The sequence below is a fragment of the Variovorax paradoxus genome (assembly GCF_009498455.1).
GTDB lineage: Bacteria > Pseudomonadota > Gammaproteobacteria > Burkholderiales > Burkholderiaceae_C > Variovorax > Variovorax paradoxus_H.
In genome coordinates this window covers 4,902,110-4,924,643 of record NZ_CP045644.1, presented here as the reverse complement: position 1 = coordinate 4,924,643, position 22,534 = coordinate 4,902,110, and the positions used below count along the sequence as shown (strand labels likewise).

Sequence of the window (22,534 nt, the reverse complement as noted above, 5' to 3'; positions counted from 1 at the left end):
CTGTTCAATTCTTGCCCGCTTTGCTGCGGTGCACCTTGCCCGCGATGGGCACCGGCGCCGTGGCCCGCGCAGCCGCCCGGCGCCAGTCGGCGCTCAGCAGGCGCATGCCGCGCACACGCTTCACCGCCACCAGGAAGTAGGCCGCGCCGAAGATCGGCCACCAGCGCTCGCCGATGGCGTCCATCCAGCGCGAGCGCTCCAGCCACGCTTCGCTGCGCACCGCGGGCCGGTAGATGCCGAAACGGCCCGACTCCACCTCGAAGCTCAGGAGCCGAAGCCAGTCGCGCATGCGCCAGTAGCCGATGAACTCGCCCGCCTCGGGCAGGAAGGTCTCGCCCAGGCCCAGCCGGCGGTAGAGGTGGCCGCGGCGCTGCCGCAGGCCCCACAGGCTGGTCGGGTTCAGCCCGCAGATCACCACGCGCCCTTCGGGCACCAGCACCCGCTCGACCTCGCGCAGCGTGGCGTGCGGATCGGGACTGAGTTCCAGAGCATGCGGCAGCACCACGAGATCGAGGCTGTTGGCCCCGAACGGCAAGGCGGTGAAATCGGTCACCAGCGTGGCCTTGCCGGCCCGCATCGGGTCGGTCAGCGCCAGCCAGCGGTGCGGCATGCGGTTGGTGCGCAGCCCGTCGACCTCGGCGGCACCGAGCTGCAAGGCGTGGTAACCGAAAACATCGGCCACCGCCTCGTCGAACTGGGCCTGTTCCCAAGCCAGGAGGTAACGGCCCGGGGGGGTCGCGAACCAATCCTGCAAACCTATAATTTGACCGCTCATGACCCTTGTTCCGCTGCCCGCTTTTGCTGACAACTACCTCTGGATGCTGCACGACGGGCACCACGCCCTCGTGGTGGACCCGGGCGATGCCCAACCGGTGTTCGATGCGTTGGCGCACCACAAGCTGCAGCTGGCCGCGATTCTAGTCACGCACCACCACGCCGATCACACAGGCGGCGTGGCCGCGCTGCATGCGGCCACGGGAGCGAAGGTGTGGGGCCCCGCGCGCGAGCGCATCCCCGAGCCCTACACGCCGCTGGTGCAGGGCGACATCGCACAGGCCCTGGGCCTGCGCTTCGAGGTCATCGACGTGCCGGGCCACACGGCCGGGCACATCGCGTACTTCCTGCCGGCCTCGGCCACGCAGGCCCCCGTGCTGTTCTGCGGCGACACCCTCTTCTCCGGCGGCTGCGGCCGCCTGTTCGAAGGCACGCCCGCGCAGATGCTCGCCTCGCTCGACGCGCTGGCGGCGCTGCCCGGCGACACACGTGTGTGCTGCGCGCACGAATACACACTTGCTAACCTGAAGTTCGCCCGCGCCGTGGAACCCGGCAACGACGAACTCACTCACTACAACGCGCGTTGCGAAAGCCTGCGCGCACAAGGGCAGCCCACGCTGCCCTCCCAACTGGCGATCGAGCGCCGGATCAACCCCTTTCTTCGCAGCCGCGAAGCCACTGTCCTTCGAGCAGTGCGGGCCCATGCCGAGCTTTCCGCGGATGCCGCCGAAGCCGAGGTGTTCGCCGCGCTGCGCCAATGGAAAAACGACTTCCGATGAAATTTATTGTTGCCACCTGCCTCGCAGGTTCACTGGTACTCGCGGGCTGCGCGAGCACGGACAACAGCGCTTCTTCCTCCTCCACCACGGCCAAGGCCGGCACCGCCGCTGGCGGCACGGGCGCCCGCCCGTCGGGCAGTGCCACGCCGGTCTATCCGCGCGACCCCAACCTCAGCCCGCTGACCAGCGGCCAGGCGCATTCGCAAAGCGTGGTCACGCTGGCACCGCCCGCCGACATGTGGGACCGCATCCGCCGCGGCTTCAAGATGCCCAACCTCGAGAGCGACCTGGTGCGCGATCGCGAGCAGTGGTACGCCAGCCGGCCCGACTACATCCAGCGCATGACCGAGCGCTCGAACAAATACATCTTCCACATCGTTGAAGAACTCGAGCGCCGCAACATGCCGACCGAGCTGGCGCTGCTGCCGTACATCGAGAGCGCCTTCAACCCGCAGGCCGTGTCGAGTGCGCGCGCCGCCGGCATGTGGCAGTTCATGCCCGCCACCGGCACCGACTTCGACCTCAAGCAGAACATCTTCCGCGACGACCGCCGCGACGTGGTGGCCTCCACCCGCGCCGCGCTCGACTACCTGCAGAAGCTCTACGGCATGTTCGGCGACTGGCAGCTCGCGCTGGCCGCCTACAACTGGGGCGAAGGCAGCGTGGGACGCGCCATCGCCAAGAACCAGCGCCTGGGCCTGCCCACCACCTACAGCGACCTGTCGATGCCGGCCGAAACGCGGCTGTACGTGCCCAAGCTGCAGGCCGTGAAGAACATCGTGGCCAACCCGCAGGCCTTCAACGCCGAGCTGCCGCTGATCGCCAACCACCCCTACTTCCAGACCGTGCCGCTCACGCGCGACCTCGACGTGGAACTGGCGGCCAAGCTGGCCGACGTGCGCATCGAAGACTTCCGCGCGCTCAACCCCGCCGCCCACAAGCCCGTGCTGATCGCGGCCGGCACCCCCGAGATCCTGCTGCCCTGGGACAACGCAGCGGTCTTCAAGCGCAACTTCGACGCCTACACGCAGGGCCAGTACGCCAGCTGGACGGCCTGGGTCGTGCCCAGCACCATGACGGTGGCCGACGCGGCCCAGCGCTCGGGCATGAGCGAGTCGGACCTGCGCGCACTCAACAACGTGCCGCCGCGCATGCTCATCAAGGCCGGCTCCACGCTCATCGTGCCGCGCGGCGCGCGCGTGAAGGAAGACGTGGCGGCGGTCGTGGCCGACGGCGGCCACCTGAGCTTCCAGCCCGAGATCGTCACGCGCCGCACCACCGTCAAGGCCGGCCGCTCGGACAACGTGGCGAGCATCGCGCGCCGCTACAACCTCAAGCCTGCCGCCGTGGCCGACTGGAACGACGTCAACACGAACCACGCCTTCAAGCGCGGCTACAGCGTGGTCGTCTACCTGCCGGTGCGCGCGTCGGCCTCGGCGCGCGTCGGCACGGGCGCGACCCGCGGACGCGGCGCCGTCGCCACCTCCAAGCGCGGCGGCACGCCGAGCAAGACTGCCGCACGCGGCAGCAGCAGCGCCAAGCAAGTCGTGGCGCGCCAGCCGCGCGGCGGCACGCCGTCCAAGCGCAAGCGCTGACCGCCGCCCTGCCGGCGGGCGGTGCCGGGCCTCGACGAAAAAAGCGATATCAGGAGGACAGGCCATGGCAGTCGAAGGAAGCGCGGGCGATCTCATCAAGGTCGTCACGTTGTTGGGCGCGGCCGTCGTCGCCGTGCCGCTGTTCAAGCGGCTCGGGCTGGGCTCGGTGCTCGGCTACCTGGCGGCAGGCCTGGCCATCGGCCCCTTCGGCTTCGGCCTCTTCACCGATCCCCAGACCATCCTGCACACGGCCGAACTCGGCGTCGTGATGTTCCTCTTCGTGATCGGGCTCGAGATGCGGCCCTCGCACCTGTGGAGCATGCGGCGCGACATCTTCGGCCTGGGCAGCCTGCAGGTGGTGGTGTGCGGGCTCCTGCTGACCGGCGTGGGCATGGCCTTCGGCTTTCCGCTCGCCGTCTCGTTCGTGTGCGCGATGGGCTTCGTGCTCACCTCCACGGCCATCGTGATGCAGCTGCTCGGCGAGCGCGGCGACATCGCCGCGCCGCGCGGCCAGAAGATCGTCGCCGTGCTGCTGTTCGAAGACCTGCTCATCGTGCCGCTGCTGGCCATCGTCGCCTTCATCGCGCCGGTCGATGCGGCGCAGCAGGCCGCGGCGCCCTCGCGCTGGGTCGGTGTCGGCATCGGCATGGGTGCGCTCGCAGCGCTGGTGGCGGCCGGCATCTGGCTGCTCAATCCGCTGTTCCGCGTGCTCGCCAATTCCAAGGCGCGCGAGGTCATGACGGCCGCGGCATTGCTCGTGGTGCTGGGCGCGGCGCTGCTGATGCAGCTCGGCGGCCTGTCGATGGCCATGGGCGCCTTCCTGGCCGGCGTGCTGCTGTCGGAATCGACCTTCCGCCACCAGCTCGAAGCCGACATCGAGCCCTTCCGCGGGCTGCTGCTCGGCCTGTTCTTCATCGGCGTGGGCATGTCGCTCGACCTCGCGGTGGTGGCGCAGAACTGGCAGCTCATCGTCGCGGGCGTGATCTCGATGATGGTCGTCAAGGCGCTGTGCATCTACGGCGTGGCCCGGCTCGCCAAGAGTTCGCCCGCCGACGCGATCGACCGCGCCGTGCTCATGGCGCAAGGCGGCGAATTCGCCTTCGTGCTGTTCTCGTCGGCGCTCGCCGTCAAGGTCATCAGCCCGACGGTCAACGCCAACATGACGGCGGTGGTGGTGCTGTCGATGGCGCTCACGCCGCTGGTGGTGCTGGTGCACCGCCGCTTCGCGCCCGCCGTGCCGACGTCGATGGAAGGCGTCGAGAAAGCCGAGGAACTCGCCGGCAACGTGCTCGTCATCGGCTTCGGCCGCTTCGGGCAGATCGCGATCCAGGGCGCGCTGGCGCGCGGCGCGTCGATCTCGATCATCGACAACGACACGCAGACGATCCGCGACGCCGCCGAGTTCGGCTTCAAGGTGTACTACGGCGACGGTGCGCGGGCCGACGTGCTGCACGCAGCCGGCGCGCACACCGCGCGCGCGATCATGGTGTGCATCGACGACCGCGCCGTGGCCACGCGCATCGCGGAACTTGTGAAGGCCGAGTTCCCGCATGCGCACCTGATGGTGCGCGCCTTCGACCGGGAGCATGCGGTCGCGCTCGTGAAGCTCGACGTCGACTACCAGATCCGCGAGACCTTCGAATCGGCGATGGCCTTCGGTCGCCAGGGCGTGGTCGCATTGGGCGCCACGCCCGAGGAAGCCGACGCAGTGATCGACGACCTGCGCCGACGCGACAAGGAACGGCTGGTGCTCGAGACGTCCGGCGGACTCTTCGCAGGGCGCGCGCTGGTGCAGGTCAACACCGAGACGCGCCAGACCCACTGAAGGCGCTGACCGCGCACGCGGCTCAGAGCTTTTCGGTTTCCCCGCTGCGCGGCTGCCACTTCATGAGCCGCTTCTCGATCAGCCCCACGAGCCCGTCGAGCGCCAGCGCAAAGGCCGTGAGCACCACGATGCCGGCAAAGACCGTGTTCACGTCGAAGGTGCCCTCGGCCTGCAGGATCAGGTAGCCCACGCCGCGCGCCGATCCCAGGTATTCCCCCACCACCGCACCGACGAAGGCCAGGCCCACCGAGGTGTGCAGGCTGGAAAACACCCAGCTCGTGGCGCTTGGCAGGTACACCGTGCGCAGCAGCTGCCGCTGGTTGGCGCCCAGCATCTTCGCGTTGGCCAGCACCACCGGGCTCACTTCGCGCACGCCCTGGTAGACGTTGAAGAACACGATGAAGAACACCAGCGTGACCGCCAGCGCCACCTTGCTCCAGATGCCCAGGCCGAACCACAGCGCGAAGATCGGCGCAAGGATCACGCGCGGCATCGAGTTGGCGGCCTTGATGTACGGGTCGAGGATCAGGCTCGCCGTGGGCGCCAGCGCAAGCCACAGGCCGCAGCCCAGCCCGAGCGCCGTGCCGATACCGAAGGCCAGCACCGTTTCGAGCAGCGTGGTGCCCAGGTGGCGGTAGATGTCGGCGTTGCCCTTCAGGCCTTCGGGAAACAGCAGGTTCGGCGGCACCTCGAAGGGCAGGAACCAGCTCCAGATGCGCCCCGCCACCACGATCGGCTGGCCGAGGAAGAAGGCGATCTGGTCGTTGCGCGAGGCCACGTGCCAGGTCACGAGGATCACGGCCAGCAGCATGAGCTGCCAGAAGCGCGCGTGGCGTGCGTCGAGGCGCGGCATCATGCGGCCTTTCTCAGTTGCTGCGCGTAGCCCTTGAGCACCTCGTCGCGCAGCACCTCCCAGATCTGGCGGTGCAGCTCGACGAAGCGCGGCTGCGTGCGCACCTCGGCCACGTCGCGCGGACGCGGCAGGTCGATCACGAACTCGCCGATCGGCCGTGTCGCCGGGCCGGCCGACAGCACGACCACGCGATCGCTCATTGCAATGGCCTCGTCGAGGTCGTGCGTGATGAAGAGCACGGCCTTCTTCTTCGCACTCCAGAGTTCGAGCACTTCGTTTTCCATCAGCTGTCGCGTCTGCACATCGAGCGCGCTGAAGGGCTCGTCCATGAGGATGATGTCGGGGTCGAGCACCAGCGTCTGCGCGAGCGCCACACGCTTGCGCATGCCGCCCGAGAGCTGGTGCGGATAGCGGTCGCCGAAACCCGTGAGGCCCACGCGCGAGAGCCAGGCCTCGGCCTGCGCCTGCGCCTCGGCGTCGGGCACGCCGCGGTACTGCAGCCCCACCTTCACGTTGTCGATGGCGCTGCGCCACGGCATCAGCGCCTCGGTCTGGAACATGTAGCCGGCGCGCTTGTTGACGCCCGTGAGCGCCTGGCCGAAGACCTTCACCCCGCCCGACGACGGCTCGAGCAGCCCCGCGCCCACATTCAGCAGTGTCGACTTGCCGCAGCCCGTGGGCCCGACGACGGAGACAAACTCGCCCGCGCCGATGCGCAGCGTGGTGTCGTCCACCGCCGTGTAGCGCTGGCCCGGGTCGTCCTTCGAATGGAAGGTGCAGCGGATGGAGAGGAGTTCGAGGGCGTAGTCGGACATGGCGCTCCGGAAGAAAAAACCCGGCCGGAGCCGGGTTGCTGGACGTTCGCAATCAGGCTTTGAACCTGTCTTTCGCACGCTTTGCAAAATCGTTGGTGTAGGTCCTGGCAAGGTCGATCTTGTCGGATTTCACCGCAGTGTCGAAGCTCGCGATGGCATTGAGCGCCGTCTTCGGCCCTTCGGCCGGCACGAGGCCGTCGGTGGCAATGGACTCGCGCACCTTGTCGAACGACGCGAGGTACAGCGCGCGGTCGCCGAGCAGGTAGGTCTCGGGCACCGTCTTGATGATGTCGCCCGGCCCGGCCGTCTGCAGCCACTTGAGGCCGCGCACGATCGCATTGGCCAGCGCCTGGCAGGTGTTGGGATGCTTCTGGATGAAGTCGGTCGGCGCGTAGAGGCAGGCCGCGGGCATCGGCCCGCCGAACACCTGCTCGGTGCCCCTGAGCGTGCGCGTGTCGCTGATGATCTTCACGTCGCCCTTCTGCTCGAGCATCGTCATCACCGGGTCGGTGTTGCTGATGGCGTCGATCTGGCCCGAGCGCAGCGCGGTGAGCGCACCGGCCGCCACGCCCACGCCGATGAAGCTCACGTCGCTGGCCTTGAGGCCGCCGCGCGAAAGCACGAGGTTGGCCACCATGTTGGTCGAGGAGCCCGGCGCCGAGACGCCGATCTTCTTGCCCTTCAGGTCCTGGATGCCGGTGTAGCCCGCCAGGTTCTTGGTCGACACGCCCACCGCGATCTGCGGTGCGCGGCCCTGCAGCACGAAGGCCTGGAAGAACTGGTTCTTGGCCTGCAGGTTGATCGTGTGTTCGTACGCACCCGAGCAGACATCGGCCGAGCCGCCCACCACCGCCTGCAATGCGCGCGCTCCGCCGGCGAAGTCGGAGATCTCGACCTCGAGCCCTTCCGCCTTGAAGTAGCCCAGTTGCTCGGAGATGGTGAGCGGGAGGTAGTAGAACGCCGCCTTGCCGCCCACCGCGATCGAGACCTTGGTCTTCTCCAGCTTGGCCTGCTGCGCAAAGACCCGCGGCAATGCAATCGCTGCGGCAGCGACGGCGGAGGCGGAAATGAGGGTTCTGCGATGAAGCATGGCGCGGTCCTGCGGGCTCTGTGATTCTTTGTAAGGTGAATCGAGCTTAGGCGTGCGCGCCGCCCGCCTGCATCGGGGTCATCCCGTGCGGGTTTTCACGTAAGCATGAAGGCCTCCTGGAGAAGCCTTCGCCAAGGCGTTATCGGGCCAGAAAAAGTATCGCGATATTGACCAGAAACGCGAGTGCCCAGACTGCGCTGCGCGCACTCGCCGCACCGCGGATGTACAGGCCGAGGTAGATCACGCGCAGCACCACGTAGGCCACCGCGAGCATGTCAAGCCGCGCCTGCGCCACGCCGAGCTGGTGCGCAATGAGCACCGCGCCGATGAAGAACGGCAGGCCTTCGAAGCTGTTGGCCTGCGCGCTGTTGGCACGTGCGCGCCAGCCGCTTTGCTTGGCCGCCCAGTCGCGCGGCTGCAGGTTGTCGCGCGGACCGAAGTTGCCGGCCTTCGCGATCCATGCCGCGAGGTACGGCAGGCCGCAGGCGACGAACACGCACCAGTAGGCGACGGTGAGCAAGGAGAGGGTCATGGTGACGACAACAACAACCAAAGGAAGAACGGACGCGGCCTTGAACAGGCCGAGTGTCAGCGGCGATCGACCAGTGCGTGCGCAATGGTGCCGAGGTCGACGTACTCGAGCTCGCTGCCGGCCGGCACGCCGCGCGCGAGGCGCGTCACGGTGAGCCCGTGCTGCTTGAGCGCTTCGCCGATCACGTGCGCGGTGGCCTCGCCTTCGGCCGTGAAGTTGGTCGCGAGGATGACCTCGCTCACCGTGCCGTCGCGCGCGCGGTCGAACAGCTTCTGCAGGCCGATGTCCTTCGGCCCGATGCCATCGAGCGGACTGAGCTTGCCCATGAGCACGAAGTAGTAGCCGCGAAAGGCGCCCGTGCGTTCGAGCGCCGCCTGGTCGGCCGGTGTCTCGACCACGCACAGCTTGGAGCCGTCGCGCCGCGAGTCCATGCAGACATGGCAGATCGGCGCTTCGGTGAAGGTGTTGCACAGCTCGCAATGCCGCACCTGGCCTGCCGCCTGCTGCAACGCGCGTGCGAGCAGCTGCGCGCCCTCGCGGTCGTGCTGCAGCAGGTGGAACGCCATGCGCGAGGCCGACTTGACGCCGACACCGGGCAGCCGGCGCAGCGCATCGACCAGCGCATCGAGCGAACTGGCGTCTGCCATGCCTCGCTTAGAACGGGAGCTTCATGCCAGGGGGCAGACCGGGCATGCCGGCCGTGAGCTTGCCCATCTTCTGCTCGCTGGTTTCCTCGGCCTTGCGCACGGCGGCATTGAAGGCGGCAGCCACGAGGTCTTCGAGCATGTCCTTGTCGTCGGCCAGCAGGCTGGGGTCGATGGTGATGCGCTTGACGTCGTGCTTGCAGGTCATGACGACCTTGACAAGACCGGCGCCCGACTCGCCTTCGACCTCGATGTGCGCCAGTTCTTCCTGGGCCTTCTTGAGGTTGTCCTGCATTGCCTGCGCCTGCTTCATGAGGCCGGCCAGTTGTCCTTTGTTGAACATCGTTGGTCCTGTCTGTGATGGGTTGGTGATGGAAAGAATACGGTCGAAAAATGCGGCGAGGGCGGCGCCGGCTTCAGAGGGGCTTCAGCGATCCGGGCACGATCTTCGCATCGAAGTCGCGCATCAGCATCTGCACCTCGGGGTCGCTGCGAATGGCTTCCTCGGCCACCCGCTGGCGCTCGTCGGCGGCCTGCTTGTTGCGGCGCGCCGGGCTGTCGACCACGCCGCCGATCTCGATGGCCAGCCTCACATTGTGGCCGAGGCCCTGCAGCGCCGCCGTGAGCTTCTCGCGGCTGGACGGCTGGTTGAGGGTTTCGCGCTCGATGCGCAGCATCCACTGGTCGGTGTCGCGCGCCACCAGCTGCGACTGCAGCGCGAGCTCGCGCGCCAGCGCCGCCACGCTTTCGGCAGCAATGAGCTGCATGACCGTGGCGTGCCAGAAATCGCCCTCTTCGCTCGGCGGGATCGGGGTGTAGGTGCTGCGCTGTTCTTCTTCGCGCGGCACGTCGCGCTGGCCGGGCGGCGGCTGCACGCGGATCGGCACGCCGACCACATGGGCTGCGGGCGCGTCCGACGCCTCCTGCGCGGCAGGCCGGGGCATGGGCTGGCGCTGCGGGGCATCGACCACCGTCAGCCGCTGGCCAGCCGGCATCGACTGCGCGGGCGGTTGCTGCGAAAAGGCGGGCGTGGAAGGCGCGGCAGCGGGTGCCGAATCGGGCACCGAAGGCCGGGAAACCGGGGCGGCTTCGCGCGCGGGAGCCCGCGGCGCAGCGCTGCCGGCGTCATTCAGAGTTTTTTTTTCCGTGGAGGCCGTCGAAGCGGCCGTGTGGGAGGGCTTGAAGGCCAGCAGCCGCAACAGCACCATGGTCAGTGCCGCGTACTCGTCGGGCGCCAAACCCAACTCGCCGCGCCCGTGCAGGCACAGGCTGTAGAGCAGCTGGGTCTCGTCGGCGGGCATCAGCGACGCCAGGCGGGCCGTGTCGGCCGCGTCAGGATCGGTGGCCGCGTCGGCCGATTCGGCGCGCGAGGGCACGGCCTGCAGCACCGCCATGGCCTGCAGCACCGACGTCATTTCTTCAAGCGTGGACGCGGCGGACATGCCGTCGCGGCGCAGCGCCTCGGAAGTGTCGACCACGGTCTTGCCGTCGCCTTGTGCGAGCGCCTCGATGAGGCGGAACACATGGCCGCGATCGACGCTGCCGAGCATCTGGCGCACGCCGGTTTCGAGCAGTTCGCCGTTGCCGAACGCGATGGCCTGGTCGGTGAGCGAGAGCGCGTCGCGCATCGAACCGCGTGCGGCGCGCGCCAGCAGACGCAGCGCCTGCGGCTCGGCCGGCACCTGCTCGGTCTGCAGCACGCCTGTCAGGTGTTCGAGGATCGTCTCGGGCGCCATTGGCCGCAGGTTGAACTGCAGGCAGCGCGACAGCACCGTCACCGGCACCTTCTGCGGATCGGTCGTGGCCAGCACGAACTTGAGGTACTCGGGCGGCTCCTCGAGCGTCTTGAGCATCGCGTTGAACGCGGTGTTCGTGAGCATGTGCACTTCGTCGATCATGAAGACCTTGAAGCGCCCCTGCACCGGCTTGTAGACGGCTTGTTCGAGCAGCGACTGCACTTCATCGACGCCGCGGTTGGAGGCCGCATCGAGTTCGGTGTAGTCGACGAAGCGGCCCGAATCGATGTCGCGGCAGGCCTGGCACACACCGCACGGCGTCGCCGTGATGCCGCCCTGCCCGTCCGGGCCCTGGCAGTTGAGCGACTTGGCCAGGATGCGCGACACCGTGGTCTTGCCCACGCCTCGCGTGCCGGTGAACAGATAGGCGTGGTGCAGGCGCTGCGTCGTCAGCGCGTTTTCCAGCGCCTGGACCACATGCCCCTGACCGACCATCTCACCGAAGGTTTTCGGACGGAACTTGCGAGCGAGCACGAGATAAGACATTGCGGGCATTCTAAAAGGCGCGGCGGGGGTCACTTCACGCTTGTTTCCCGTCCCCCTCGAAATGATTCACGCCCCGGCGAAGGGGACAAATTCACGCGGTTAGAATGCAACCTGACGGGCCTCCCTGCATGGTGAAGTGGCCAACCGGGTCAGGTGGGGAACCAAGCAGCCCTAACTGCGTAGTCAGTGCCAGGGGTAAGGCTCGTCAACCTAACATTTAGAAGCCGTGAGTTCCTTTTCAGAGAACTCACGCGCTGTGTCCAGGGGTTACCAACCCCGGACACCTCAACCTCCCAGAATTTCGCGCAGCCCGCCATGAACATGGACATCCGGCCCGCCCGTATCAGCGATCTCGAAGCGCTGGTGCGCCTCGACACCGTGGCCGCGCACGATGCGCGCCGCGCCGTGCAGATCAAAGGCTGGATCGAAGATCGCTTCTGCCACGTGATCGAGATGGATGGCGACATCGCCGCCTACGGCGTGCTGCACCACCACTTCTTCGACAGCGGCTTCATCGAGATGCTGATGGTCGGAGAGAAGTTTCGTCGCAGGCGACTCGGCCTGAAGCTCGTCGATCACTTCCAGTCGATCTGCGAACGCCCCAAGCTTTTCACTTCCACGAACCGCTCCAACGCGGCGATGCAATCGCTGCTGAAAGAAGCCGGGTTCAGGGAGAGCGGCCACATCGACAACCTCGATGCGGCCGACCCCGAGCAGGTGTTCTTTTGGCCCTGCGTCCGCTGAGTACGCCTGCGGCTACAGCCCCAGCCGCGCGATCGCGCCGCGCGCGGCAGCCGCCCCACTGGCCATGGCCGCCGTGAGCAGGTAGCCCCCCGTCGGCGCCTCCCAATCGAGCATTTCCCCTGCCGCGAACACGCCGGGCAGCGCCGTCGCCATCAGCGCCGGATCGAGCGCGTCGAAGCGCACGCCGCCCGCCGTACTGATCGCCTCGTCGACCGGGCGCGTCGCGACGAGTTTCAGCGGCACGGCCTTGATCGTGGCGGCGAGCTGCGCCGGATCCTGCATCGCTTCCTTGCTCAGCGCTTCGTGCAGCACGCCGGCCTTGATGCCTTCGATGCCGAGCCGGCTCTTGAGGTGGCTGCTCAACGAACGCGCGCCGCGCGGATGCTTCACCGCGGCCAGCACCTGCTCGGCGCTGCGATCGGGCAGCAGGTCGAGCAGCAGCGTCGCGCTGCCGTTCGCCGCGATCTCGTCCCGCAGCAGCGCCGACGCCGCATAGACCAGGCTGCCTTCGATGCCCGTGGCCGTCGCGACAAACTCGCCCTTGCGCGCAAAGTGGCGCCCCTGGCTGTCGGTGAAGGCGATCGCGACCGACTTGAAGGGCTGCCCTGCGAAGCGGCTCGAAAAATGTTCGCTCCAGCCCGCACCGTCGAAGCCGCAATTGGCGGGCAGCAGCGGCGCCACCGCCACGCCTTGTGCCTGCAGCCACGGTGCCCACGCGCCGTCGGAGCCCAGGCGCGCCCAGCTCGCGCCGCCCAGCGCCAACACCACCGCATCGGCCTTGGCCGTGACTTCGCCTGTCGGCGTCCCAAAGCGCAGTGCGTTCGCATCGAATGGCCCATCACCCACCCAGCGATGGCGCATGTGGAACTGCACGCCCGCGGCGCGCAAGCGATGCAGCCAGGCGCGCAGCAGAGGCGCGGCCTTCATGTCGGTCGGAAACACGCGTCCCGAGGTGCCGACAAAGGTCTCGATGCCCAGCCCGGCCGCCCACTCACGCGCCTGCGGCGGACCGAACTTTGCGAGCAGCGGCTCGAGCTGGGCGCGACGCTCGCCGAAGCGCGTCAGGAACGCATCGAAGGGCTCCGAGTGCGTGAGGTTGAGGCCACCACGGCCGGCCAGCAAGAACTTGCGGCCCACCGAGGGCATCGCGTCGTACACGTGCACCTGCGCGCCGGACGCGCTCAGCACTTCGGCCGCCATCAGGCCGGCAGGTCCGCCGCCGATGACGGCGACGGTAGGAGAAACAGTCATTCGAGATTCACCAGTTCGCCCTGCCCGGTCAGGAACGCGGCGCGCACCGTGGCACCGGGGTAGGCATGTTGCACGGCAGCGCGGTAGCGCTGCATCTGTGCGATCAGGGCCGCGTCCCGTTCGGGGCGCGCGGCCGATTTGTAGTCGAGGATCCACCATGCGCCGGTGGCGCGCTCGCGCACCAGCCGATCGATGCGCAAGGTATCGCCCTCGTGGACCAGCGTGACTTCATTGCCATGCCAGTCGATGCTGCGATCGTCCCACACCCAGGCCCCGGCGCCCGCGCGGATGCGCTGGGCCAGCGCCGCGGCGCCGCGCGCCTGTTGCGGATCGAGCATGAACTCGCGCGCGGCCGCCCGCACATGGGCCGGTGGCAAGGCCTCGCCGGGCACCGCCCATTCGAGCAGCCGGTGCATGGCCTGGCCGAACGCGGCGGCGCGCGCGTCGACCGTGGCGTCTTGCGCCTTTTTCTTTTCGGGCACTGCACCGGTTGCAGCCACGAGTGGTGCGGGCAGGCGCTTCATCGCGAAGGTGGCCGAGCCGGCCTCCGCGGCGGCAGACGCCTCGACCAGCGGTTCGTCGGCTTCGGTCGGCTCGCACAGCGGTTCCAGCCGCGTCCACCAGCTGCCCTCGTTGGCGCGCGACGGCTTCACCGACGACAGCACCAGCCGCTCGCGCGCCCGCGTGGTCGCCACGTAGAGGCCATTGAGTTCTTCGCGGTGGCGCGCGTGCTGCTCTTCCTCGAGCAGCGCGGCGGCGCAGGCCGGCGGCGTCTTCTCGCTGGCCAGGAACACGAAGCGCGTCGGCGCGCTGTCGCTGCCCTTCCATTCGACCAGCACGCCCATGGTCTGCGCGCGCGGCGGCGGGGCGTCGCAGTCGAGCATCAGCACGGTGTCGGCTTCGAGGCCCTTGGCGCCGTGCACGGTCAGCAGCTGCACGGCTTCGGGCGCGGCCACGGTGGGCGCGCGCACGCCGCCCGCACGCAAGGCACGCACCAAGGCGTAAGGCGTCGCGAAGCGCGCACCGTCGATGTCGAGCGAGGCGGCAACCAGACCGCGCAGGTTGGCCAGCGCGCTCTGGCGCAAAGCTGCCGGCACTGCGGCACCGAACTTCGCGAGCACATCACCATCGTGAAAGATCGCATCCAACGCGTCGTGCGGCGGCATCGCCATCAGCCAGCGCTGCCAGCGGCGCAGTTGCACGCCCGCCTCGATCAGCACGGGCGGCAGGCCCTCGCCTTTCTGGATCAGCGAGAACCAGCTGGCCACCGGCGTCTCGCGCTGGCAGCGGGCCAGTTGCACCAGCGTGTCGTCGTCGATGCCGAACAGCGGCGACTTGAGCGCGCGCGCCAACGACAGGTCGTGCGCAGGCGACACCAGCGCGTCGAGCAGCGCGACCACGTCCTGCACCTCGGGCGCATCGTTCAGGTCGTTCTTCTCGGGCTGCTGCACGGGAATGTGGCGGCGGCGCAGCGCGTCCTGCATGGCCGACAGCCGGCTGCGGCGGCGCGCCAGCACCATGATCTGGCGCGGCGGCGTGCCGTCGGCGATGCGTTGCGCGACCCAGCGCGCGGCCTGTTCGCACTCCTTCTGCAGCAGCTGCTCTTCGGGCAGCACGCGCGGCGTGACGAGGCTGTCGCGCCAGTGCAGCATGCCGTCGTCGGCCGGCGCAGCGACCGCGGCGGTGTCCACGGCGTCGCGGTCGATGGCGGGCAGCTTCAGCAGTTCGCCGTCGTCGCCGCGTTCGGTGGTGTGGGCGCGGTAGCCGTCGAACTCGCCGGCCGTCTGCGCGGCCAGCATCGCGCTGTTGACGAGGCCGACCACGGCGCGCGCATTGCGGTGCGTGTGGTCGCAGTTGAGCAGCTCGCCACCGAGCCCTTCGCGCACGAACTTCTTGGCCGCGATGAACACCTGCGGCTCGGCGCGGCGGAAGCGGTAGATGCTCTGCTTGGGGTCGCCCACGATGAACACGCGCGGCGCACTGCCGCCCGCACCGGTGTAAGCACTGAGCCAGCCGTAGAGCGCCTGCCACTGCAGCGGATTGGTGTCCTGAAACTCGTCGATCAGCAGGTGGGCGACGCGGGCGTCGAGCCGCTCCTGCACCCAGCCCGACAGCGCCGACTGGCCCAGCAGCAGCTGCGCGGCCTGCTCGACGTCGTTCATGTCGACCCAGCCGTGCGCGCGCTTGACCTCGCCGAAGGCGGTGATCAGCAGGCGCGTGAGCCGCGTCATGCGCTGCTGGTACAGCCAGGCCGCGTGCTGGGCCTGCGCAGCGCACAGCAGCTGCAGCTCGGTTTCGGCCTCTTGTGCGGCGGGGAATTTCTGCAGGTTCTTGGTGAGCCGGTCTTCGCTCGCGACGAAGAACGTTTTGCGCAGCACCGCGAGTGCGTCGGTCAGCGTCTCGGGCGCAGGCTCGCCGTTGCCGAACACGTCGATGATGGCTTCGGCAGCCTTCTGCGGTGTCTTGTTGGCCTCGCGGCCGAGGGCGGCGGCGCGGTCGAGCCAGCGACGGCGCACGGCGTCGCCGCGCAGTGCATCGGTCGGCACCTCGAGCCCTTGCAAGGTCGGGTACAGCACATCGAAAGGCGCCACCGCGTTCTCGGCATCGGCCAGCAAGAACTCGACCCGCTTCGACAGCGCTTCGCCCAGCGCCTTCGCCGTCTGCGAGCGGCCGTGGGTGGCGACGACGGCGTAGTAGTCGGCCAGCGCGCGCGCGTCGCCGGTCACGGCTTCGAAGAATGGCCGCCACGTGTGGGTGCGCGCCTCGGCATCGTCTTCGAGCAGTTCGTAGTTCGCCGGCAGGCCCAGCTCGCGCAGCACGGCGAGCGGCGCGTTGCGCAGCAGGCCCGCGAACCACGCGTGGAAGGTGCGGAACTGCACGGGCCGCCCGCCTTCGAGCAGCCGCCGATAAAGCCCCTGCAGGCGCGGGACAGCCGCCTGCGCGGCCTCGGGCGTCATGCCGCGCATCACGAGTTCGCGTTGCGAAGCGGCCGGGTCGAGCTCGGCGAACAGCGCGAGCCACTGGTCGAGCCGCTCGCGCATTTCGCCGGCGGCCTTCTTGGTGAAGGTGATGGCCAGGATCTCGTGCGGTTCGCAGGCCGATTCGCCCTCTTCGAGCAGCGCACGCACGATGCGCGACACCAGCATCCAGGTCTTGCCGGCGCCCGCGCAGGCCTCGACCGCGACCGAGCGCCGCGGATCGCAGGCGACGGTGTAGAAGGCCTCGCGCGCGACGTGCCGGCCGTTGTGTTCGTAGGCAGCGCCGTTCATGGCGTGACCTCCCAGAAATCCTTGCGGCACAGGCCGCGCGCGGCGCAGAAATCGCACACGCTCCCCTCGCCCAGCGGCGGCAGCGGCGCGCCCTGCGCGATGCGCGCGAAGTCGTCGATGATGCCGGCGACCAGCGCATCGCGCGCCTCGACCACGGCCGGCTGCTCGACGGTCTGCGTGCCCGACGACTTCTCGCCGACGTTGACGTAGGCCGCACGCAGCGTGTCGTCGGCGATCAGCGCCGCGTAGAAAGCCAGCTGCGTGTCTTCGGTCGGGTCTTTCACGCGCTCCTTGGTGACGGAGGCGGTCTCGGTCTTGTAGTCGATCACGAAGGGCTGGCCGTCGGCGGTGCGGTCGACGCGGTCGAGCCGGCCGACCAGCCGCAGGGTGCCCAGCGGTTGTTCTTTCCAGGGTTCAGCCTCGACGAAGACCGCCCCACCCGCTTCATGTTTCGCGAGCCATTCGAGGTAGCCATCGCGCACCGCCGGCCACGCGGCGGCGAAGGGCAGGAACTCGGCATCGGAATAGCCGAGCGTCTGCGTGACATCGCGCGCGGTGCCGGCGAGCAGCGCGACGCGCGCTTGCGCATCGGTCGTCGGCGCGTCGCGCAAGGTCTCGTGGAACTGGCCGAGCACCGCGTGCAGCCAGTTGCCGAAGTCGCGCTTGTCGACTTCGGCATCGAGCTCGTCGGCGGTGCGCAGGCCGAGTTGGCGCAGCGCGAAGAAGCGATAGGGACAGCGGCGCAGGTCTTCGTAGACGCTGGTCGACACGTTGGTGAGCGGCAGCAGCGCGCCCGAGGGCGTGGGCCGCAGGGTCGGAGTGACGGTGACGTCGCGTGGCGTGCGCGGATCGACGCCCGGCTGCAGTGCATGGGCGAGCTGCAGGGCCTGCACGAGCGGGCTCGGGCGCACGGGCTCGCCGCTGGCGTCGGAATGGCGCCAGACCAGGTCGCAGCACGGGTTGCGCGTGGCCATGGCCCAGGCCGCGCGCTGCGCGGCCTCCAGCACATCGCGCGACGCCAAGCCCAGGTCGAGGCGCTGCGCCGCGCTCCAGTTGCCCGGCGGCTCGGGCGACGCGGGCATGCGGCGGTCGTCGCAGCCGGGAATGACGACGGCGCCGAAGACGCGGCCCAGCAGCTGGTTCATCGGCAGCACCGACACCTTGGGGGTTTCGTCGCCGGCGGGCGGCACGAAGCTGGCGTCTTCGAGCACGTCTCGCGCCCAGGCCGTGAATTCGGCGAGGCTGTGGCGTCCGCCGGGAAACTCGTCTTCCTCGCCGTGCGCGTCGGCATCGAGCCAGAGGGCTCCGATGACCTTGGCGCCTGCGAAGTCGGCGGTGAGCGCGTCCCACTGTTCGCCGACCGTCAGCAGCTCGCGCAGCGCGCGGTGCCAGTCGGCCAGGGAGCGCGCGCGCGCCATCGGTGCGCGGCGGGCTTCGATGGTGAGGGTGAAGGCGCGCAGGCCTTCGTCTTGCGGTTTGTCGCTGCGCGCGATCAACGCGCACCAGGCTTGCCAGTCGCGCACGCCTTCGCGTCGCAGGCGCATTTCGAGCGACTGGACGGCGAGCACGTCGACCTCGGCGCCGCTCTTGAGCCATTCGAGCACCTGGTCGGTGGCGGCGTCGTGCGCGCAAGCGCGCAGTGCGCTCATCAGCGTGGCGGCGGCGCGCGTGGTGGACAGCTTCCAGCCGGTTTCGTCGTGCGTAACGATGCCTTGCGTGCTCAGCTGCGCGCTGACGCGGCGGGTGAGCGCGCGGTCGGTGGCGACGAGCGCGACGGGCGCGCGGCCCTCGGCCAGGTGCTGCAGCACGCAGGCGGCGGCCAGCTGGGCCTCGTCTTCGGGGTCGAGCGCCACGTGGGCGTGGGCGGCAGACGGCGGTGCGTCGGCGGGCACGAGCGGAATGCGGATGGCGCGATCACCCCACAGCGCGCTCAGCGCCTGCGTCAGCGGGTCGGTCTGGAAGCCCTCGAGCACGATCAGCGCATCGACCTGGGTGCGTGCCGCGTCGCGCAGCAGCACGTCGGTCGCGTAGCCCGAGTTCGCGGCCCAGGCCACGGCGACGCGGATCAACGCACTCTCGATGCGGAACCATTCCGACTCGCTGCCCGCTTCAGCCACCTTGGCCGCGCTCTGTGCCCAGTCGCTGCTGCGCAGCTCCGGCGTCACGGCAGCGGCCAACGGCGCCAGCTGATAGGCCAGCTCGACCACGCGCCCAGCAAGCGCAAAGCGTTCGGACTGGAAGCCCGACTGCGCGAGCAGGCCCTGCGCCGTGACCAGGTCGCGCGCCATGTCGAAGGCGATGTCGTAGCCGGACGGCAGGAAGCCGCCAGCGCTGCGCGCCCAGTTGTGCGTGGTTTCGAAGCGCGGCACGAAGCCCGGGCTGCCGCAGCGCGCCCACATGCCGCGCGCGACCGCCATCAGCTGCGCATACGGCACCAGCACGACGGTGCGCGCCGCATGCAGCTGCCGTTCGCCGAGCGCGCGGACGATCCGCGCGACGACGCCGTCGGCGGGATCGCACCACAGGGCCTGGACGGGATGGCCTTCGTTCATGTTCTATCGAGGGGGTTGAGGGGGTCGGCGGCAGGGCCGCAAAGGGCTTTGGCTATCGCCGCCATAGCCGGGCCGCATGGCACGTCACCCCTTGGTTTCTGTCACAATGACCAGCACTTTAGCTGCACCGAAACTCTCTCTGCGCACAAGGACACATCACATGGCCAGCGAACTGATCAAACACATCTCCGATTCTTCCTTCGAGGCCGACGTGCTCAAGTCCAGCCAGCCGGTTCTGGTCGACTACTGGGCCGAATGGTGCGGTCCCTGCAAGATGATCGCCCCCATCCTGGACGAGGTCTCGGCCACGTACGAAGGCAAGCTGCAGATCGCCAAGCTCAACGTCGACGAAAACCGCGACATCCCCGCCAAGTTCGGCATCCGCGGCATCCCCACGCTGATGCTGTTCAAGGACGGCCAGCTGGCCGCCACCAAGGTCGGCGCCATGAGCAAGGCGCAACTCACGGCCTTCATCGACCAGCAACTCGCCTGAGGCATTTCTTCCGGCCAGCGCGCAATGCGTTGGCCGGGGCGATTTTCCTGTCATAATCGCCCTCAGTTCACCGGGCCTTTCATCAGGCAACCGGTTCGAGTTCCCCGGTTCGTGAGGCAGTTCTTGCCCCACATCAAACCTCCCCCCGTTCCCGTTTCGATTACCCCTCCAGGGGTCGTTCCATGCACTTAAACGAACTCAAGGCACTCCACGTGTCTGAAGTCTTCAAGCAGGCTGAGGCGCTTGAAATCGAAAACATCGGCCGCATGCGCAAGCAGGAGCTGATGTTCGCGATCATCAAGAAGCGCGCCAAGGCCGGCGAACAGGTCTTCGCCGACGGCGTGCTCGAAATCCTGCCCGACGGCTTCGGCTTCCTGCGCAGTCCCGACACCAGCTTCACGGCCAGCACCGACGACATCTACATCTCGCCCAGCCAGGTGCGGCGCTTCAACCTGCACACCGGCGACATGATCGAAGGTGAAGTGCGCACGCCCAAGGACGGCGAGCGCTACTTTGCACTGACCAAGCTCGACAAGGTCAACGACGGCGCACCCGAAGCCAACAAGCACAAGGTGATGTTCGAGAACCTGACGCCGCTGTTCCCCAAGGAACAGATGAAGCTGGAGCGCGAAGGCGTCAAGGGCGAAGAGAACCTCACCGGCCGCATCATCGACATCATCGCCCCCATCGGCAAAGGCCAGCGCGCCCTGCTCGTGGCGCCGCCCAAGAGCGGCAAGACGGTGATGATGCAGCACATCGCCCACGCGATCAGCGCCAACTACCCCGACGTGCACATGATGGTGCTGCTCGTGGACGAGCGCCCTGAAGAAGTGACCGAAATGCAGCGCACGGTGAAGGGCGAAGTCATTGCTTCGACCTTCGACGAGCCCGCAGCGCGCCACGTGCACGTCGCCGAAATGGTGATCGAGCGCGCCAAGCGCCTGGTCGAGCTCAAGAAGGACGTGGTGATCCTGCTGGACTCCATTACCCGTCTGGCCCGCGCCTACAACAACGTCGTGCCCTCGTCGGGCAAGGTGCTGACCGGCGGTGTCGACTCCAACGCACTGCAGCGCCCCAAGCGATTCCTGGGCGCCGCGCGCAATGTGGAAGAAGGCGGCTCGCTGACCATCATCGGCACCGCGCTGATCGACACCGGCAGCCGCATGGACGAAGTGATCTTCGAGGAGTTCAAGGGCACCGGCAACTCCGAAATCCACCTGGACCGCCGCCTGTACGAAAAGCGCGTGTTCCCGTCGATCCAGCTCAACCGCAGCGGCACGCGCCGCGAAGAGTTGCTGCTGGCGCCCGAGATCCTTCAAAAGACCCGCATCCTGCGTCAGCTCATGTACAACATGGACGAGATCGAGTCGATGGAGCTGATGCTCAAGAACATGAAGGCGACCAAGACCAATGTCGAGTTCTTCGACATGATGCGTCGCGGCGGCTGAGCTTCAGGCTCTCCCGCAAAAGCGCGTTGACCCACACGGGTCAACGCGCTTTTTTCATGGGCGTTCGATACGGATGGCGCGGCCTTCGGTGGCGCTCTGGCGGCCGATGTCGAGCAGTTCCATCAATGCGACGGCCTGCTCCGGCGGCACGGGATTCGGCCCCTTGCCGAGGATCGCGTCGCGGACCGCGGCGTAGTAGTCGACGTAGTTTCCAGACTGCGTCGGCACTGCGTGAAAGTGCGGCGCGCCATCGCTGCCGATCAAAGTGAGTTCGCCATCGATCGGATCGGCGCCCCACCCTTCGGCCGGCGGTCGTTGGCCGGCGCGCAGCGCGTCTTCCTGCGGATCGACGCCGTGCTTGACGTAGCTGCCGCGCGTGCCGTGCACGATGTAGCGCGGCGCCGCATGGGCCGCGAGCGTCGTGGCGTGCAGCACCACGCGCAGGGGCGCGTGGGGGCCGCTCTCGTAGCGCAGCACGGCGTGGAAATAGTCTTCGACCAGTGCGCCATCTCGCAAGGCAGCGGTGTCGAGCTGCAGCGTGTCGGGCCGGCCGAAGAGTTGCACGGCCTGATCGACCAGATGCGCGCCCAAGTCCACCCACAGGCCCGAACCCGGCACGGGCTGCTCCCGCCAGCGCTCGCGCACCTGGGGCCTGAAGCGGTCGAAATGCGATTCCAGGTACACCGGGCGCCCCAGGTCGCCGGACGCCAGCACCTGCTGGAGCGTCAGGAAGTCGGCGTCGAAGCGCCGGTTCTGGTAGACCGAGAGCACGCGATTGTTGCGCCTCGACAACAGTTCAAGCTCCCGCGCCTCGGCCACATCGAGCGTGAACGGCTTGTCAACCACCACGTGCTTGCCGGCCTCCAGGGCCGCCCTGGCGACCGGATGGTGCTGGGCGTTGGGCGTTGCCACCACCACGAGGTCGATGTCCGCCCGGGCGACCAGCGCCGCCACATCGGGCACCACCGCCACATCCGGCCAGTCGGCATGCACCTTGTGCGGCTGCGAACTCGCCACGGCCGCCAGTTCGAGCCCCGGAACGGCCGAAAGCACGGGCGCATGAAAGGTCTGGCCGGCAAAACCGTAGCCGACAAGACCGGCGCGAAGGGGTGTAGAAGTCATGGGAGGACCCGGTTTGCTCGCAATTGGGGCAGTATGCGATAATCATGGGCTCCGCGAAAAGTGCGGCTGGGCACGTCGCCCGGCTTCCTTGGCCCTCACACTTCACGTCAAAGGCCTCAGGGCGGCGCGCCAGATTGCTGGCACGCTGGTGGCTCTCGCATCGACCGCGCATTGATTCCAACAGCGCAAAAGGAAACACCATGGCAAAAGAAGGCATCCACCCGAATTACCGCGAAGTTCTGTTCGTCGACATGTCGAACGGCTTCAAGTTCGTGACCCGTTCGTGCGCGAACACCAAGGAAATGGGCAAGACGGACGACGGCCGCGAGCTGCCCCTGTACAAGCTCGACACCACCAGCGAATCGCACCCCTTCTACACCGGCACCCAAAAGTCGGTGGACAACATGGGCGGTCGCGTCGAGAAGTTCCGCAACCGTTTCGGCAAGACCGCTGCCAAGTAATCAGG

The 22,534-nt window shown here is 68.2% G+C and carries 19 protein-coding genes and 1 other RNA gene; 8 read left to right on the top strand and 12 right to left on the bottom strand.

All coding sequences use genetic code 11. From position 1 onward, the window contains the following. Positions 1-4: 4 nt before the first annotated feature. On the bottom strand, positions 5-775 hold the full coding sequence (locus GFK26_RS22695; RefSeq protein ID WP_228121748.1) for a class I SAM-dependent methyltransferase: 771 nt from the start codon (positions 773-775) through the stop codon (positions 5-7). On the opposite strand from GFK26_RS22695, the gene gloB reads away from it, so the two are divergent. From gloB to GFK26_RS22680, 3 genes are all read left to right on the top strand, one after another. Continuing rightward, positions 774-1,553 carry a hydroxyacylglutathione hydrolase gene (gloB, locus tag GFK26_RS22690; protein ID WP_153283968.1) on the top strand — a complete coding sequence of 260 codons (780 nt, stop codon included), beginning with the start codon at positions 774-776 and terminating at the stop codon, positions 1,551-1,553. The genes GFK26_RS22695 and gloB overlap by 2 nt on opposite strands. Next, on the top strand, positions 1,550-3,148 hold the full coding sequence (locus tag GFK26_RS22685) for a transglycosylase SLT domain-containing protein (RefSeq protein WP_153283967.1): 1,599 nt from the start codon (positions 1,550-1,552) through the stop codon (positions 3,146-3,148). Before gloB ends, GFK26_RS22685 begins: the two co-directional genes overlap by 4 nt. A 64-nt stretch (positions 3,149-3,212) precedes the next feature. Then, positions 3,213-4,973: a monovalent cation:proton antiporter-2 (CPA2) family protein gene (locus tag GFK26_RS22680; protein ID WP_153283966.1), complete on the top strand. Its 1,761-nt coding sequence runs from the start codon at positions 3,213-3,215 to the stop codon at positions 4,971-4,973. Positions 4,974-4,995: 22 nt separating this feature from the next. On the opposite strand, the gene GFK26_RS22675 is transcribed toward GFK26_RS22680, so the two are convergent. The 7 genes from GFK26_RS22675 to dnaX all read right to left on the bottom strand — a co-directional run bounded on the left by GFK26_RS22675 (position 4,996) and on the right by dnaX (position 11,189). Continuing rightward, on the bottom strand, positions 4,996-5,829 hold the full coding sequence (locus GFK26_RS22675; RefSeq protein ID WP_153283965.1) for an ABC transporter permease: 834 nt from the start codon (positions 5,827-5,829) through the stop codon (positions 4,996-4,998). Continuing rightward, positions 5,826-6,641 (bottom strand): ABC transporter ATP-binding protein, encoded by an 816-nt coding sequence (locus GFK26_RS22670; protein ID WP_153283964.1) that lies wholly within the window; start codon positions 6,639-6,641, stop codon positions 5,826-5,828. Before GFK26_RS22670 ends, GFK26_RS22675 begins: the two co-directional genes overlap by 4 nt. 52 nt (positions 6,642-6,693) lie before the next feature. Continuing rightward, a complete protein-coding gene (locus GFK26_RS22665; RefSeq protein ID WP_153283963.1) occupies positions 6,694-7,731 on the bottom strand; it encodes an ABC transporter substrate-binding protein in 1,038 nt (345 codons plus the stop codon). Positions 7,732-7,870: 139 nt separating this feature from the next. Further along, entirely contained in the window at positions 7,871-8,263 is a 393-nt protein-coding gene (locus GFK26_RS22660) for an MAPEG family protein (RefSeq protein ID WP_153283962.1), read from the bottom strand. A gap of 56 nt (positions 8,264-8,319) precedes the next feature. Further along, the gene (recR, locus tag GFK26_RS22655; protein ID WP_056580157.1) at positions 8,320-8,910 is read right to left on the bottom strand and encodes a recombination mediator RecR; all 591 of its coding nucleotides are present in this window, start codon (positions 8,908-8,910) and stop codon (positions 8,320-8,322) included. A 7-nt stretch (positions 8,911-8,917) separates the two neighbouring features. Beyond that, complete coding sequence (locus tag GFK26_RS22650; protein WP_007836669.1) at positions 8,918-9,250, bottom strand: YbaB/EbfC family nucleoid-associated protein; 333 nt, start codon at positions 9,248-9,250, stop codon at positions 8,918-8,920. A gap of 73 nt (positions 9,251-9,323) precedes the next feature. Continuing rightward, entirely contained in the window at positions 9,324-11,189 is a 1,866-nt protein-coding gene (gene dnaX / locus GFK26_RS22645) for a DNA polymerase III subunit gamma/tau (protein WP_153283961.1), read from the bottom strand. 113 nt (positions 11,190-11,302) lie between these two features. Here dnaX and ffs point away from each other — a divergent pair. Together ffs and GFK26_RS22635 are read left to right on the top strand one after the other, a co-directional pair. Beyond that, positions 11,303-11,399: signal recognition particle sRNA small type (gene ffs / locus GFK26_RS22640), an RNA gene on the top strand. Positions 11,400-11,504: 105 nt separating this feature from the next. Next, positions 11,505-11,933 carry a GNAT family N-acetyltransferase gene (locus GFK26_RS22635; protein WP_228121747.1) on the top strand — a complete coding sequence of 143 codons (429 nt, stop codon included), beginning with the start codon at positions 11,505-11,507 and terminating at the stop codon, positions 11,931-11,933. A 12-nt stretch (positions 11,934-11,945) separates the two neighbouring features. Here the strand turns inward: GFK26_RS22635 and GFK26_RS22630 are convergent, their stop codons facing one another. From GFK26_RS22630 to GFK26_RS22620, 3 genes are read right to left on the bottom strand one after another with little or no spacing between them, the layout of a single operon-like run. Further along, a complete protein-coding gene (locus tag GFK26_RS22630; protein ID WP_153283960.1) occupies positions 11,946-13,184 on the bottom strand; it encodes a TIGR03862 family flavoprotein in 1,239 nt (412 codons plus the stop codon). Beyond that, the gene (locus GFK26_RS22625) at positions 13,181-16,453 is read right to left on the bottom strand and encodes a UvrD-helicase domain-containing protein (RefSeq protein ID WP_153283959.1); all 3,273 of its coding nucleotides are present in this window, start codon (positions 16,451-16,453) and stop codon (positions 13,181-13,183) included. The genes GFK26_RS22630 and GFK26_RS22625 overlap by 4 nt, the downstream gene beginning before the upstream one ends. After that, positions 16,450-19,005, bottom strand: a complete 2,556-nt coding sequence (locus GFK26_RS22620) for a PD-(D/E)XK nuclease family protein (protein ID WP_153283958.1) — start codon at positions 19,003-19,005, stop codon at positions 16,450-16,452. Before GFK26_RS22620 ends, GFK26_RS22625 begins: the two co-directional genes overlap by 4 nt. A gap of 160 nt (positions 19,006-19,165) precedes the next feature. On the opposite strand from GFK26_RS22620, the gene trxA reads away from it, so the two are divergent. Then, entirely contained in the window at positions 19,166-19,498 is a 333-nt protein-coding gene (gene trxA, locus GFK26_RS22615) for a thioredoxin TrxA (RefSeq protein WP_042578306.1), read from the top strand. Between the two features lie 182 nt (positions 19,499-19,680). Further along, complete coding sequence (gene rho, locus GFK26_RS22610) at positions 19,681-20,946, top strand: transcription termination factor Rho (protein WP_062473130.1); 1,266 nt, start codon at positions 19,681-19,683, stop codon at positions 20,944-20,946. A gap of 54 nt (positions 20,947-21,000) precedes the next feature. Here rho and GFK26_RS22605 read toward each other — a convergent pair whose 3' ends face one another. After that, complete coding sequence (locus GFK26_RS22605) at positions 21,001-22,068, bottom strand: oxidoreductase (protein ID WP_153283957.1); 1,068 nt, start codon at positions 22,066-22,068, stop codon at positions 21,001-21,003. Between the two features lie 200 nt (positions 22,069-22,268). Here GFK26_RS22605 and GFK26_RS22600 point away from each other — a divergent pair, with 200 nt between their 5' ends. Continuing rightward, positions 22,269-22,529 (top strand): type B 50S ribosomal protein L31, encoded by a 261-nt coding sequence (locus GFK26_RS22600; protein ID WP_153283956.1) that lies wholly within the window; start codon positions 22,269-22,271, stop codon positions 22,527-22,529. Positions 22,530-22,534: the final 5 nt, after the last annotated feature.